This is a genomic window from Niveibacterium terrae, from assembly GCF_048213115.1.
GTDB classification, from domain to species: Bacteria; Pseudomonadota; Gammaproteobacteria; order Burkholderiales; family Rhodocyclaceae; genus Niveibacterium; species Niveibacterium terrae.
Map to the genome: position 1 here is coordinate 2,657,478 of NZ_CP172404.1, position 14,048 is coordinate 2,671,525.

Here is a 14,048-nt window from a genome sequence, read left to right on the forward strand (position 1 = left end):
TAGGCAAAACCGAACGCTCGAACATGCACTACGATCTGACCGACCTCCAGCTCTTCGTGCGGGTCTCCGACGCCGGCAGCGTGACGCGGGGCGCCGAGCGCGCTCACCTCGCGACGGCCAGCGCCAGCGCCCGGCTGCGCCGCCTCGAAGAAGCGCTCGGCGTCCAGCTGCTCGAACGGCTGCCGCGCGGCGTCCAGCCGACTCCGGCCGGCGAGGCACTGCTCGTCCATGCCCGCGCGGTGTTGCGCGAACTCGACAGCCTGCACGCCCAGCTCGGGCCTTTCGTGCGCGGCGTGCGCGGCGTCGTCCGGGTCTATGCGAACACCAACGCGACCAATGCCTTCCTCCCCCACGACCTGGGCAGCTTCCTCGCCAGCCATCCGCAGATCGACGTGCTGATGGAGGAGCACTCCAGCGCCGAGTCGCTGCTCGCGATCCGCGAAGGCGCGGCCGACATCGGCGTCGTCGCCGCCGCGGTGCAGAGCGAGGATCTGTCCTTTCTGCCCTACCGCCGCGACCGCCTGATGCTGGTGCTCTCGCCGGCCAACCCGCTCGCCAGCGCCGCCGAGATCGCGTTCCGCGACGTGCTCGACGAAGACTTCGTCAGCCTGCAGAGCGATGCGGCGATCCACCGCTTCCTCGAAGAGCGGGCCGCCGAATACGGCTGCCGCCTGAGGATGAGAATCCAGGTGCGCGGCTTCGACGCGGTCTGCCGGATGGCCGGCGCCGGAGTCGGCATCGGTCTGGTGCCGGAGAGCTTCGCGCGTCGCGCCGCGCGGATCGACCCGCTGGCGATCGTCCCGCTCGCCGACGCCTGGTCGCTGCGCGCGCTGAACCTCTGCTTCCGCACCCAGCCCGCGCCGAACCGCTATGTGCGCCAGCTCCTCGACTTCCTCGCATCGCAGGCCGACGCGCCTTTTTGCTGAGTCCCGCCCCGCTCGAAGCGGCTGGAGGGAAAAGAGCGAAAACCGGCTGATCCGCACCAACCACAGACATGGCAGGATGCGGCTTTCGCCTTAAGCCCTCTGCCGCTATGCTGCTGCTGACCCTGGCCCCCGACGCGCCCCAACCGCTCTACCGCCAGATCGCCGAGCAGATCGCGGCGCGCATCGAGGCAGGCACGCTCGCCGCGGGCGAGGACCTGCCTTCGTCGCGAAGCCTGGCCACCCGGCTGGGCGTCAACCGCAGCACGGTCTGCCGCGCCTATGGCGAGCTGCTCGCGAGCGGCCATCTGATTAGCCGGATCGGCGGGCGAACGACGGTGCGCGAGCCCCTCGCCCGGCCCGGCCGGCGTGAGCCTCCGTCCCCGGCCCGCCCGGCGCTTACCCGGCCGGTGCGCTCCGGCGACATAGACTTTCGCCCCCTCGCTCCCGATCCGCGCCTCGCGCCGCTCGACGCACTGCGCCGCGCGTTCAACGCGACGCTCAGGGAGGAAGGACGCACGCTGCTCGACTATGGCGACGCGCGCGGCTACGCGCCGCTGCGCGCCTGGATCGCGACGCGGATGGCGGGCCTCGGCGCGCCGCGTTCGAGCGACGAGATCCTGCTCTGCCACGGTGTCCAGCATGCTCTCGATCTGCTGCTGCGCAGCCGGGTCCGGCCGGGCGACGCCGTCTGCGTCGAAGACCCCGGCTATTCGGCGCTGCTGCCGCTGTTGGCGCGGCACGGCGCGCGCGCCGTCGGCATCCCGGTCACGGAGGACGGCATGGATCTGGCCGCGCTCTCCCGGGCGCTTGCCGCGACGCGCCCGGCCCTGATCTACACGATGCCCAATTTCCAGAACCCGACCGGCGTCACGACCGGCATTGCCCATCGCGAAGCGCTGCTCGGGCTTGCGCGCGCACACTCGGTGCCGGTCGTCGAGGACGGCTTCTCCGAGGAACTGAAGTACTTCGGGCGCGCCGTGCCGCCGCTGGCTGCGCTCGACAGCGGCGAGACCGTGATCCACCTGGGCACTTTCTCGAAACTGCTGAGCCCCGGGCTCAGGGTCGGCTGGATCGCCGCCCCGGCCGGACAGATCGCGTCTCTCGCCGCGCTGCGCCGCGACACCGAACTGTGCGGTAACCCGCTCGCCGAGGCCGCGCTGTACCGCTTCTGCCGCAGCGGCGGCCTGGACCGTCTGCTGCGCCGGCTGCACGCCGAATACCGGCGGCGGATGCAGTGCCTGCTGCGCGCCGCCCGCACCCACCTTCCCGCCGCGGGCATCCGCACAACACGGCCTCTGGGTGGCTTCGTGTTCTGGGTCGAGCTGGACCTGCCCCCCGACCAGGAGACCGGACTGCTCGACGCCTTCGCCGCGGCCGGAGTCCATGTCGCCCCGGGCACGCCGAGCCGGGTCGAAGCGCCGCACGGCTGCGCCTTTCGGCTCTCGATCGCCCAGTGCGACGAAGACGCCATCACCACCGGCCTGCAGCGCATCGGATCAGTCCTGCGCGCCAGGCTCTGAAGGAGAAACGATGCACGAAATCCCCCCCGAAGGCTTTGCCGAATTCCTGCCCTGGCTCAGCGACTTGCCGATCAACGAACTGTTCGCGCGCAGCGTGCTCAGAGGCCGGGTGCGCGGCCAGGCCTGGGTCGATCGCCGTGATGATCCCCGCCTTCTGCACATCCTCCATCCCTACGGCATGTCGTTACTCGTCGGTCAGGTTTCTCCGCAGACGCTTCCCGCTCTGGTCGAGCACCTGCTCGGCCGCGAGCAATGGCTGCAGCTCTGGCCCGCAACGGGCGCCGAACCCCTTATTGAAGCGCTGGTCACGGCCTCGGCGGGCAAGGTCCAGCGCTTTGTGCGCAGCAACTTCCGCTTCGACGCCAAAGCCCACAGGGCGCGGCGCCTCGAGCTCGAAGCACCCTCTGGCGTCGGACTCGTGCGCATGGACGGCGGACACTTCGCCGAGCTCGAACTCAGCGTCTCGCCGCGCGCCTTCTGGCGCGACGCGGCCCATTTCGAGCACGAAGGCCTGGGCTTCTGCGCAACCGAGAACGGCGAGCCGAGCGCGGCGGCCTTCTCGGCCTTCCTGATCGACGCTCAGCTCGAGATCGGCATCGAAACCCGGCCCGCCCGGCGCGGCCGGGGCCATGCGCTGTGGGCCGCCTGCGCACTGATCGAAGAGTGCGAGCGGCGCAACCTGCTGCCGGTCTGGTCGTGCCGGCGCGAGAACACCGCTTCATGGAAGCTCGCGCAGAAACTCGGGTTCGTGCCGACGCTGGAGCTGCCCTACCTGAGGGTGAGCGCGTGACGCGCTGAGCGATCTGCGCGACACTGCCGCCTCCTTGGCCCCCAACCCATCGATGGATCGCGATCTGCCCGCCACCTTCCTTGCCCGTCTCTGCGCGCACGCCGAAGCGGATGGCGTCTTCCCGCTCGTGCAGAGCGGCGCCTACCGGCTGCGCGCGGTGCGCTGCGATTCGCCTTTCCTGGTCCTGCCGCTGGCCGGTCGCAAGCGGGTTCATCTGCCGGGCGCCCCGCTCGACTGCGCTGTCGGCTCTTTCGCGTTCTGGCAGCAACCCAGCCAGCTCGACGTCGAGAACATCCCCGACGCCGGTGGTGACTACCGGGCCCTGGTGATCCCGTTCAGCTGGGCGCTCGTCGAACTCGCGCGCGGCCTGCTCGATCGCCATCAGCCTCTTGCGCAGCGCCAGGCGCTCGTCGTGAGCGGCCCGGTCGATGCCATCGCGGGGGCACTCGATGAGCTGATCGGCGAGACCGTCGATGCGCTCGCCCGCGAGCACCGCCTTCTGGGCCTGCTGCTCGCCCTGGCCAGGGCCGGGCACGACGGCTTTCGCCTGGCCCGCAATCCTTCGTTCGCCGAGCGGATCCGTTCGAGGATCGCCGCGGAGCCGGCGCGCGCCTGGACTTCGGCGCTGCTCGAAGCGGAGTTTTCGGTCAGCGGCGCGACGCTGCGCCGCCGCCTCGCCGAGGACGACTGCTCGCTGCGGGGGCTGCTGCGCGAAGCGCGGCTCCACCACGGGCTGAGTCTGCTGCAGACGAGCCGCAAGCCGCTCAAGGCGATCGCTCAGGACTCGGGCTACCGCTCGGCGACCCAGTTCGCGCAGCGCTTCACCGAACGCTTCGGAGTCGCCCCGTCGGTCGTGCTGAACCGCGCGCGCTGAGCGTTTCGCGGGACAATTCGAGCGCTTCGCAGAGCCGGGTCGGCGCAGACTGCGCTCTCCCGATAACGTCCGGACAAGGAGAATCCAATGCGTTCGCTGATCGCGCTGACCGCGCTGCTCGTCACCCTTCCCTCGGCAGCTTTCGAACTGAAGAGCCCCGATGTCCAGCCCGGCCGGCCGCTCGCCGAAGCCCAGGTTTTCGAGGGTTTCGGCTGTCATGGCGGCAACCTGTCGCCGGCCCTCGCCTGGGACAAAGTGCCCGCGGGCACCCGCAGCTTCGCGCTGACCGTCTATGACCCGGACGCGCCGACCGGAAGCGGCTGGTGGCACTGGGTCGTCTACAACCTTCCCGCAACGACGCACGCACTGCCGCGCGGCATCGGCAAGGGCGCCCAGCTGCCAGCCGGGGCGCTGAGCGGACGCACCGACTTCGGCGGCACCGGCTTCGGCGGCGCCTGCCCGCCCGTCGGCGACAAGCCCCACCGCTACATCTTCACCGTTCACGCCCTCAAAGTGGAGAAGCTCGACGTTCCGGCCGACGCATCACCGGCCTTGATCGGCTTTGCGATCAACGCGAACCGGATCGCCAAAGCGAGCCTGACCGCGACCTACGGCCGCAACTAGGCTCACTTCCAGGCCAGCACCAGCACGCCGCTGACGACCAGCGCGCCGCCGAGCAGCAGTTTCGCGCTCAGCGGCTCGCCGAGGATCAGCACGCCCAGCGCGATCGCGAACACGACGCTGAGCTTGTCCACCGGCGCGACCAGCGAGGCCGGCGCCATCTGCAGCGCCCGATAGTAGAAGAGCCAGGACAGCCCCGTTGCGACGCCCGAGAGCACCAGAAAGAGCACGGGACGGAACGCCAGATTGCGCGGCATCTGCCATTCGCTGCGCGCGGTGACGATCAGCGCGGTCACGAAGAGGATCACAAGGGTCCGGATCAGCGTCGCCAGATTCGAGTTGAGCCCCTCGACGCCCAACTTGCCAAGAATTGCGGTCAAACCCGCAAAAAAGGCCGAAGCCAGCGCAAAGACCTGCCATCCTCCGACGTTCATGATCGCCCTCCCCTGCTGTTGCCACCCGAATTGGCCCTGAGCGAAACGATACACCGCCCTCAGTGATGCCGTTTTTGACGCTTTTGACAGAAGAGCACCGACCCCGCAACACGGCAAACCCGGAGCAGCGACGCAATCCGGGTCCTGGCAAGGCTTGCGCGCTAGGTAAAACAGCAAAATCGCTACAATAGCCAAGTCCGTCCTGTGGGAAAGTAGAGATCTCGCCCCGGCAGACGTCCCGGGATGACAACGGATTTCGACCCGCCACAGATATGACCATGACCTGGATCACCGCTGGACTCGTCGCGCTGCTTCCCTTCAGCTGGTGGCAGGGCAGGCGCCAAGCCCGCTCGGCGCGCAGGAGAACGGAGGATGCCAGCGTCCGGCTGCACCAGCTCCAGGCACACCAGCGCGCGCTGATGGACAGCATCGACGATATCGCCTGGCTCAAGGACAGGGACAGCCGTTTCCTGATGGTGAACCGCAAGTTCGCCGAGCTCTTCGGTCGCACGCCCGAGGCGATGGTCGGTCTGAGCGACTACGACATCTCGTCGGCCAAGACCGCCGCCCGCTACCAGCAGATCGATCGCGACGTGATGGCCACGCGCGCGCCGCAGAGAGTCGAAGAACGGATCGCCAACACGGAAGGCGGCACAAACTGGGCCGAGACGATCAAGGTTCCGGTGTTCGATGAGCGAGGGGAGGTGATCGGCACGGCCGGCGTCGCCCGCGACATCACGGTGCGCAAGCACTACGAACATCAGGCGAGCTTCCTGGCCCAGCACGATCCGCTGACCGGGCTGCACAACCGCCGCTATCTGGAAAGCCAGTTCGACGAATTTGCGAAGAGACACCGACGCTTCGTCGCGATCTTCCTCGATCTCGACAACTTCAAGATGATCAACGACACCGATGGCCACTCGGTCGGCGACGAGGTCCTGAGGATACTGGCGGCCAGGCTCAAGAATCTGACCCAGGACGACGAACTTCTGGTCCGCCTGGGAGGTGACGAATTCCTTCTGCTCAAGTCGCTGACCGACCTCGACGTGACCGCGATCGACATGCTCGCACTGCGCATCGAAGAAGCGATCGGCGCGCCCTGTCGGGTCAGCGGCAACCGCTACGTCGTCAGCAGCAGCATAGGCATCGCGAGCTACCCCGAGCACGGCAGCGACCACCAGAGTCTGGTCAAGCACGCCGACATCGCGATGTACGAAGCGAAGAAGTCCGGCCGCCACCGCTACTGCTGGTTCCATGAGGCATTGGCCAACGCGACGACCGAACGGCGGAACATCGAGCTGAGGATTCGCGAAGCGCTGGAGGCCGATGAGTTCGCGCTCCACTACCAGCCGGTCTGCGACGCCGAGAGCGGCCGCATCATCGGCGCGGAAGCGCTGATCCGACTCAAGGATCGCGGAGGCCAGGCGATCCCGCCGGCCCTCTTCATCCCGATCGCCGAGCAGGGCGGACTGATCGAACCGATCGGCGAATGGGTCATCCACACCGGGCTCAAACAGCTCGCGCACTGGCGCGAGCAAGGTCATACGGATCTGCAGCTCGCGATCAACATCTCGGGAACCCAGTTTGCGAGCGGCCGCTTCGTCGAGCACCTGGAGTCGTGGATCGAGGAATCGGGCGTGCCCGGCTCAGCGCTGGAGCTGGAGCTGACCGAAGGCGTGCTGATGGCCGACGTCGAAAAGGCTCAGTCCATCCTGAGCCGGATCGGCGCGCTGGGCGTGCGGCTCGCCGTAGACGACTTCGGCACCGGTTATTCGAGCCTCGCCTATCTGAAGCACCTGCCGATACACCGGCTCAAGATCGACCGCTCTTTCGTCGACGGCCTGCCCAGCCATCCGGGCGACACCGCGATCACCCGTTCCATCCTGCAGCTGGCCAAGACCTTTCTGCTCGAAGTGACCGCCGAAGGCGTCGAGACCCAGGATCAGCTCGAGTTTCTGCGCCGCGCCGGCTGCAACGCGATCCAGGGCTTTCTGCAGAGCCAACCCCGCCCCGCCGCAGAGTTTTCCGCACTGCTCGAACGTCGGCACCTGCCCTGAAAGAGGGCCCAGAAAAACCCCGCGGAGCACGCTCGGCGGGGCAAAAACACACAAAGCAAGGAGAGGAGAAACACCGTCCGTTCGACACGGAACGGTGACTTCCAGTCTAGACGCCGAAGCGAAGCCTTGCCGGTTTTCTCGATCAGGGCGAAGGCGGGACGTAGCCGCTGACCTTGTCCGCGCCTTCGCCGAAGAAGTAGTTCTCCATCTGGGCCGCGAGGTACTTCCTGGCGTGCGGATCCATCAGGTTGAGCCGGTTCTCGTTGATCAGCATCGTCTGGTAGCGGATCCACTGATCCCAGGCTTCGCGCGAGACGCTCTCCCAGATCCGCTTGCCCAGCTCGCCCGGATAGGGGGGCCTGTCCAGACCTTCAGCCTCGTGGCCGAGTTTGACGCAGTTGACGGTACGGGACATGCAGCAACTCCTGTAGAACGGTGAGGGATTTCCGCCCCGGACTCCTTCCGGGCGCGGTCGGGACAGATCGCGAACGGGCTTCAAAGTTCCTTCGCAAGCACTTTCGAGCGCCGCTCGTAGTTGTAGAGCTCGCGCTTTTGCTGGGGCAGCTGGTCGGGCGAGACTTCGACGAAGCCGCGTTCGCGGAACCAGTGTTCGGTGCGCGTCGTCAGCACGAAGATCCGTTCCAGCCCCGCCGCGCGGGCCCGCGCCTCGATGTGCTGCATCAGCCGCTCGCCGATTCCGCCACGGCGGAACTGGGTCGTGACCGCGAGGCAGGCCATCTCGGCCGCCTTCTCCTCGGAGAACGGGTAGAGCGCCGCGCAGCCGACGATGACGCCGTCGTGTTCGACGATCGAGAAGCGGGTGATCTCCATCTCCAGCAGCTCTCGGGAGCGCCGCACCAGAGTGCCGTCAGCTTCGAGCGGCGCGATCATCGACAGCAGAGCGCCGACATCCTCGACCGTCGCCTCGCGGAAACGGGCCAAAGTCTCGCGGGTCACCATCGTGCCGACGCCCTGGCGAGTGAAGAATTCGAGCAGCAGCGCGCCATCCTTGTCGCGATCGATCAGGTGGACGCGCGCGACGCCGCGGCGCACGGCGCGGATCGCGCGGGGCAGGAAGAGGTCCAGGTCCTCGGTGAGCCCGCGACCGTCCTGGAACATCCGTTCGGCCTCGTCGGCCGTGATCGCCTCGATCAGCCTTCCCGCGTCGTCGAGCAGGCCCGGCGCATCGCACAGATAGATCAGCTTCTCGGCCGACAGCGCGATCGCAACCGCTTCGGCGACCTCCTCCATCGCGATGTTGAAGATCTCGCCGGAGGGCGAGACGCCCAGAGGCGAGATCAGCACGACGTTCTGCTGGTCCAGGTCGGCGGTGATCTCCTCGGCGATCACCTTGCGCACGGTTCCCGTGTACTGGTAGTCGATGCCGTCGACGACGCCGATCGGCTTGCCGGTGATGAAGTTGCCTCCGGTCACCCGCATCCAGGAGCCGGCCATCGGCGTATTGGGCAAACCCTGGGAAAGACAGGCCTCGATCTCGATCCGGCTGACGCCGACCGCCGCCTTGACGCATTCGAGCGCCGCAGCGTCGGTGATCCGTATCCCGTCGTGCAAGGTCGAAGTGAGCTGGCGCCGTTCGAGTTCTTTCTCGATCTGCGGCCGGGCGCCGTGGATCAGCACCAGGCGCACGCCCAGCGCGCCGAGCAGATTGCAGTCGTAGCACAGCTTTTCGAGCCGCTCACCTTCGGCCACTTCGCCACCGAAGCCGACAACGAAAGTCTTGCCGCGAAAGGCGTGGATATAGGGCGCGGCACTGCGCACCCAGTCGACGAAACGGATGCTGTCCGTCTCGTTCATCATCGTCGCGGCCGAAATGCCCTCGCTGAGCACTCGTTTGACCTGGCCTTCCGTCTGCGCTTTCGACAACTCGATTCCTTTTCGATTGATTTTCAACGAGCCTGGTGGCTCAGAAGTCGCCCCACAGGGCTTGCATCGCGGCAACCGCCGCGAGTCCCGCCGTCTCGGTCCTCAGCACGCGCGGCCCCAGGGCCAGAGGCAGGCAAGCCGCACTGCGCGCGGCGGCGAGCTCGCGCTCGGCCCAACCGCCTTCCGGTCCGATCAGCAGCGCGACCGGCCCTTCCGGCGCGCGCTGCTCCGACAGCGGCGTTCCCGCTTCCGGATCGAGGATCCAGCTGCGACGCACCTTCGCGAATTCAGAAAGCCACTGTGCGAGCGGCCGGATCGGCTCGATCCGGGTGATCGTGTTGCGTCCGCTCTGTTCGGCAGCCGACACGGCGACCTGCTGCCAGTGCTCGACGCGGCGCGCTGCGCGCTCGCCCTCAAGCCTCAGCACCGAACGTTCGGCGGCCACCGGATAGACCGTCCTGACCCCCAGCTCCACCGCCTTCTGGACGACCCAGTCCATCTTGTCAGCGGTCGCCAGCGCCTGCACCAGCGCGATATCGAGCGGCGTCTCTCGCGACACCTCGGCGACCGAATCCAGACTGACGCTCGCGGCCTTTCCGGTCTGCTTCAGCGTCGCGGTGAGCTCGCGCCCGGAGCCGTCGAAGAGCAGCAGCTCGGTACCGGGGCGCAGGCGCAGAACCCGGTCCAGATGGTGGGCGATCGCGGCGGGCAGCACGAAGTCCGCGCCGGGCGAGGGAAGATCGGGACAGAAGAATCTGGGCAACATTGCACTATTATAAGTTGGTCACTCTTCCGGGGAAGCATCATGGTCAGCCTGTCGCCGCCCATTTGCGAATTCGACACGCCCGCACCCGATTACTGCCTGCCGGGAACCGATGGACAGCTGCACACGCTGGCCGACTGCCGCGGCCCCAATGGCCTGCTGGTGATGTTCATCTGCAATCACTGCCCCTACGTCAAAGCCGTGCTCGAGCGCATCCTGCGCGACACCCGCGAGCTCGCTGAGCTGGGAGTCGGCAGCGTCGCGATCTCGGCAAACGATGCGCGCCAGTTCCCCGAAGACGGCTTCGAACAGATGAAGCGGATCGCTGAGGGCCGCGCTTTCCCCTTCCCCTACCTGTACGACGAAAACCAGGCGGTCGCGCTGGCCTACGGCGCGGTCTGCACACCGGACTTTTTCGGCTACAACCGCGATCTGAGGCTCCAGTACCGCGGACGGCTCGACGCATCGCGCAAGGAGACCGCGCCCGAAGGCTGCCGCCGCGAGCTGTTCGACGCAATGAGGGAGATCGCGCTCTCCGGGCAAGGCCCGCGCGAGCAGAACGCCAGCATAGGCTGTTCGATCAAGTGGAAGGAATCGTGATGCCCCGCCTCGCCCACGCCAGAGAGCTCGAATCGATCGTCCGCGAAGTCGCCCGCGCCGTCACGCTGCCGCGCTATCTCGACTCGCCCCGCCTCACCAAGACCGACGGCAGCTCGCTGACCGAAGCCGACACGCAGACCCAACGCGCCCTCGCAACCCGGGTCCAGCAGATCATCGAAGCGCCGGTTCTCGGCGAAGAGATGACGTTTGGCCAGCAGGCCGAAATCTGGGCCAACGCGCACGACGGGCTCTGGGTCATCGATCCGATCGACGGCACGACCAACTTCGCGAACGGCATCCCGATGTTCGCGCTGTCGGTCGCCTGGCTCAGCGAAGGCGTCACGCAGTTCGGCGTCGTCTATGACCCGATCGCCGACGAAGCCTTCTACGGCGCCCGCGGCGAAGGGGCCTGGCTCAACGGAATCCGCCTTCCCCAGCGCAAGCCGGCCAGGGAACTCGCGCAGGCGATCGCCAGCGCCGACTTCAAGCGCTTGCCGCCGGCGCTCGCCCAGCGCCTCGCGCTCGCCTCGCCCTGCTTCTCGCTGCGCAGCTTCGGTTCGAGCGCACTCGAATGGTGTTTCGTCGCGGCCGGCCGGCTCGACCTTCACCTTCACGGCGGGCAGATGCTGTGGGACTACGCGGTCGGCCGCCTGCTCGTCGAGGAAGCCGGCGGCGTCGCGAGCGGACTCGATGGCGAGGCGCTCGCAGCCGATCCGCTCGCCAAACAGGGCGTCGTCGTCGGCGCCTCGGCTGCGCTGCACCGCCAGTGGCTCGAATGGGTCTCGGCAGCTACTTAGCTGGACTCTCGGCCGCGTCGATCGCGCTGCGGGTCCTATCCTCGGCCTGTTTCTGCAGCTGATCGACCGCCTGGCCGACCGCTTCGACCTGCTGTTTAGGCGTCGCGCCCTGGGGCAGGCTCACTCCGGCCTGACGCGCCGCGTCGCCGGCCTGATGAGTCGAATTCTTCAAGGCCTGGACGGAGAGCAAGCCGACGATCGCCATCACGACCAGGATCAGGATCAGACGCATGACATTTCCTCCGGGAATCGGGCGCCCATTGTAAGCACTCGCCCCGCCTGCGAGCGAGCAGGTACACTGCGGGATTGCCCGAAGGAGCCACCTGTGAGTCCCCATCCCGTCATCGAATGGACCGAAGCCGGCGAAATCCGCCACGCGCGTTGGAGATCCGAGGCGGCGCTGCCGCCGCCCAAAAAAGTCATCGTTGCCGACGACACGATCAGCGCCGACTCGGCCTACAAGCTCGTCTGCGAAGGCACGGCCCTGCTCTGGCGCGGCGACTTTCACAATGCCAAGCAGCTCGTCCAGGCGCTGGCGCGCCGCGTCGACCGCAAGCCCCCCAAGAAGGGCGCGAACGCGACCGAAGCCTTCCACTTCCACCGCCAGGCCCAGGGCCAGCGCGCCCGCATCCTCGGCATGGTGCTGATCCCGTTCGAGGCCGGCGCGACGATTCCGCTGCGCCGCGCGCCCGAAGTCCGGCAAGCCTGCTGTGAGGTCTGGGGCGAGGCCGAGGAGGCCTGCGTCACGTCGCTGCGCGAACTGCTGGGCCTGATCGGCGCGCACGAGTGGCGCCGCAAGGGCGTCGAGATCCAGGCCCTGGGCAAGACCATTCACCCGTATTACGGCGTGTTCTCGCCGATCCGCGGCGAATACATCGAGCTGATCGCGAAGGCGCCGCTCGCCGACCAGGCTCTCGCCTTCGACATCGGCACCGGCACCGGCGTGCTCGCCGCGCTGCTCGCCTACCGCGGCATCCCCCGCATCGTCGCGACCGACCAGGATCCCCGGGCCCTCGCCTGCGCGCGCGAGAACATCGCGAACCTGGGCTTTTCGCCGCGCGTCGAGGTCGTCGAAGCCGACCTCTTCCCGGCGGGCCGCGCGCCGCTGATCGTCTGCAATCCGCCCTGGCTGCCCGCCCGCCCCAGCTCGCCGGTCGAAGCGGCGATCTACGACCCGGACAGCAAGATGCTCAAGGGCTTCCTGGCCGGCCTGACCGATCACCTCTCCCCGGGCGGCGAAGCCTGGCTGATCCTGTCGGATCTGGCGGAGCTGCTGGGCCTGAGGACGCGCGAAGAGTTCGAGACCTGGGTCGATCAGGCCGGGCTCAGGATCCTCGGCCGCCTGAACGCCCGCCCCAATCACCCGAAGGCGAGCGACCCGAAAGATCCGCTGCACGCGGCGCGCAGCCGCGAGATCACGAGCCTGTGGCGGCTCGCGGCGAAGTAAAAGGACAGAGCAAAAAGCGTTATCTGACGCAGAGCGAGGGCGGGGTTTCGCAAAGCACTGCTTTGCGCCGCCCGAGCCGGTTCGGCATGCAAACCGAACCGTTGAACCGCAGAGTCACAGAGTGATCCGAAAAGATCTCAGGCGAGGCGGCGCTGCGGCAGGAAGACGGCGAGAGCCAGGCTTGTCGGGGCTTTAACCGATCAAAATGATGGAATGCAAGGCCAGCCCCTCGGGGTTCTCCTCCGGGCCTTGGGGCGGCAAAAACAATGAATAGCAAGCCCCCCTTGCCCCCCCACAGAGGGGCCTCGAGGGGCTCTCATTCCTGCCGGGATGGCACTTTTCGCTTTTGGACGACGGACAACCAATAGCCGATAGAAAGTGCGATGACAACCGCAGCCGTTGCGTAGACGTATTCCGAAGCTATTTCCTTATAGTCAAGCACTATCACTTTACGCAGTATCGCCATATAAGCAGTAGCTATCACAATTTCAATCTGTATTGCATCATTCCGCAAATAACTTACTATGTTGATGAATATTTCCATGGCAATAAGAACTGCCATAAAGGCACCAAACGTAGCAAGTATGTCACTAATCTCAATCAAAAAAAGCGGGTGACTCGATATTCGCATATAAAGCACATAGACGACATCAGCCACCCCGAACCAGATAACAACAACCATAAGAAAGGCTAGCACGCGTACCGCTGCGCGAATAATCCTTTGCAGACCGGCAATGTATCGCTCATCATTTTTTGACAAATAGTTATCATGGTTTATTCCATGCAAATTATCTTCCATTACACCCCCCCAACGAATTGGATGACAACAAACTTTCGAGCCTCTTCCAGGACAAGTATCGATGCAGCCACAGAGAAGAAGCGCAATCATGAATCGAACGCGCTTGCCGTTACGGCACAGAGGTGAACATAGCAAGCAAAACAGAGGTCTGCGGCAAGAAATGCTGCACAGGGCACAAACAATCGCACAGACTCAGCATAGGCCAAGAGTAATAACGGCAGATTTCAGAACCTTGCCGCGCCCCTGATCACGGCGTCAGAAATGGAGGACGCGCTCGACGAGATCGAATCGACACGCCGTTTCCCGCGGCTGGAATTTTGCGTCGAACGAGGTTCTTTGTGTGTTGCCCCCCCGAGGATCAGACCTTGCCATCGCGGCAGATCAGGGCGAGCGCGCACTCGTCTGCGCGCGAGAATCTGACGGGCCGGGTTTTTGCCCAGCGCGTCGAGGCGGTGACCACCGGCCCGCCCGATCTCGCAGGACGAAGCCGCGGTCTATGACCCGAACAGCCTGATGCTCAAGGGCTTCCTGGCCGG

At 66.4% G+C, this 14,048-nt stretch carries 15 protein-coding genes; 9 read left to right on the top strand and 6 right to left on the bottom strand.

The window, feature by feature from the left end; all coding sequences use genetic code 11:
- The first annotated feature begins 23 nt into the window (after window positions 1-23).
- The 5 genes from ACHFB9_RS12250 to ACHFB9_RS12270 all read left to right on the top strand — a co-directional run bounded on the left by ACHFB9_RS12250 (window position 24) and on the right by ACHFB9_RS12270 (window position 4,734).
- Window positions 24-926, top strand: a complete 903-nt coding sequence (locus tag ACHFB9_RS12250; protein WP_417067470.1) for a LysR family transcriptional regulator — start codon at window positions 24-26, stop codon at window positions 924-926.
- Window positions 927-1,033: 107 nt separating this feature from the next.
- The gene (locus ACHFB9_RS12255) at window positions 1,034-2,446 is read left to right on the top strand and encodes a PLP-dependent aminotransferase family protein (RefSeq protein WP_417067472.1); all 1,413 of its coding nucleotides are present in this window, start codon (window positions 1,034-1,036) and stop codon (window positions 2,444-2,446) included.
- 10 nt (window positions 2,447-2,456) lie between these two features.
- Window positions 2,457-3,236: a GNAT family N-acetyltransferase gene (locus tag ACHFB9_RS12260; RefSeq protein ID WP_417067474.1), complete on the top strand. Its 780-nt coding sequence runs from the start codon at window positions 2,457-2,459 to the stop codon at window positions 3,234-3,236.
- A gap of 52 nt (window positions 3,237-3,288) precedes the next feature.
- Complete coding sequence (locus ACHFB9_RS12265; protein ID WP_417067476.1) at window positions 3,289-4,110, top strand: helix-turn-helix transcriptional regulator; 822 nt, start codon at window positions 3,289-3,291, stop codon at window positions 4,108-4,110.
- 87 nt (window positions 4,111-4,197) lie between these two features.
- Window positions 4,198-4,734, top strand: a complete 537-nt coding sequence (locus ACHFB9_RS12270) for a YbhB/YbcL family Raf kinase inhibitor-like protein (RefSeq protein ID WP_417067477.1) — start codon at window positions 4,198-4,200, stop codon at window positions 4,732-4,734.
- A gap of 2 nt (window positions 4,735-4,736) precedes the next feature.
- On the opposite strand, the gene ACHFB9_RS12275 is transcribed toward ACHFB9_RS12270, so the two are convergent.
- Window positions 4,737-5,165: an EamA family transporter gene (locus ACHFB9_RS12275; RefSeq protein WP_417067479.1), complete on the bottom strand. Its 429-nt coding sequence runs from the start codon at window positions 5,163-5,165 to the stop codon at window positions 4,737-4,739.
- Between the two features lie 278 nt (window positions 5,166-5,443).
- Here ACHFB9_RS12275 and ACHFB9_RS12280 point away from each other — a divergent pair, with 278 nt between their 5' ends.
- Entirely contained in the window at window positions 5,444-7,222 is a 1,779-nt protein-coding gene (locus tag ACHFB9_RS12280) for a putative bifunctional diguanylate cyclase/phosphodiesterase (RefSeq protein ID WP_417067480.1), read from the top strand.
- Between the two features lie 142 nt (window positions 7,223-7,364).
- On the opposite strand, the gene ACHFB9_RS12285 is transcribed toward ACHFB9_RS12280, so the two are convergent.
- The 3 genes from ACHFB9_RS12285 to ACHFB9_RS12295 form a co-directional block, all read right to left on the bottom strand.
- Window positions 7,365-7,637, bottom strand: a complete 273-nt coding sequence (locus ACHFB9_RS12285; protein WP_417067482.1) for an oxidative damage protection protein — start codon at window positions 7,635-7,637, stop codon at window positions 7,365-7,367.
- A gap of 80 nt (window positions 7,638-7,717) precedes the next feature.
- The gene (argA, locus tag ACHFB9_RS12290) at window positions 7,718-9,040 is read right to left on the bottom strand and encodes an amino-acid N-acetyltransferase (RefSeq protein WP_417071378.1); all 1,323 of its coding nucleotides are present in this window, start codon (window positions 9,038-9,040) and stop codon (window positions 7,718-7,720) included.
- Between the two features lie 106 nt (window positions 9,041-9,146).
- Window positions 9,147-9,872 (bottom strand): 16S rRNA (uracil(1498)-N(3))-methyltransferase, encoded by a 726-nt coding sequence (locus tag ACHFB9_RS12295; RefSeq protein WP_417067484.1) that lies wholly within the window; start codon window positions 9,870-9,872, stop codon window positions 9,147-9,149.
- Window positions 9,873-9,911: 39 nt separating this feature from the next.
- Between ACHFB9_RS12295 and ACHFB9_RS12300 the strand changes: the two genes are divergently transcribed.
- Window positions 9,912-10,469: a thioredoxin family protein gene (locus ACHFB9_RS12300; protein WP_417067485.1), complete on the top strand. Its 558-nt coding sequence runs from the start codon at window positions 9,912-9,914 to the stop codon at window positions 10,467-10,469.
- Window positions 10,469-11,266, top strand: coding sequence for an inositol monophosphatase family protein (locus ACHFB9_RS12305; RefSeq protein WP_417067486.1), 798 nt, complete (start codon window positions 10,469-10,471; stop codon window positions 11,264-11,266). The genes ACHFB9_RS12300 and ACHFB9_RS12305 overlap by 1 nt, the downstream gene beginning before the upstream one ends.
- Here the strand turns inward: ACHFB9_RS12305 and ACHFB9_RS12310 are convergent.
- Window positions 11,259-11,498, bottom strand: a complete 240-nt coding sequence (locus ACHFB9_RS12310) for a hypothetical protein (RefSeq protein ID WP_417067487.1) — start codon at window positions 11,496-11,498, stop codon at window positions 11,259-11,261. The genes ACHFB9_RS12305 and ACHFB9_RS12310 overlap by 8 nt on opposite strands.
- A 93-nt stretch (window positions 11,499-11,591) precedes the next feature.
- Between ACHFB9_RS12310 and ACHFB9_RS12315 the strand changes: the two genes are divergently transcribed.
- Window positions 11,592-12,713 (top strand): methyltransferase, encoded by a 1,122-nt coding sequence (locus tag ACHFB9_RS12315; RefSeq protein ID WP_417067488.1) that lies wholly within the window; start codon window positions 11,592-11,594, stop codon window positions 12,711-12,713.
- A gap of 316 nt (window positions 12,714-13,029) precedes the next feature.
- Here the strand turns inward: ACHFB9_RS12315 and ACHFB9_RS12320 are convergent, their stop codons facing one another.
- Window positions 13,030-13,512: a phosphate-starvation-inducible PsiE family protein gene (locus ACHFB9_RS12320; protein WP_417067489.1), complete on the bottom strand. Its 483-nt coding sequence runs from the start codon at window positions 13,510-13,512 to the stop codon at window positions 13,030-13,032.
- Between the last annotated feature and the right edge of the window lie 536 nt (window positions 13,513-14,048).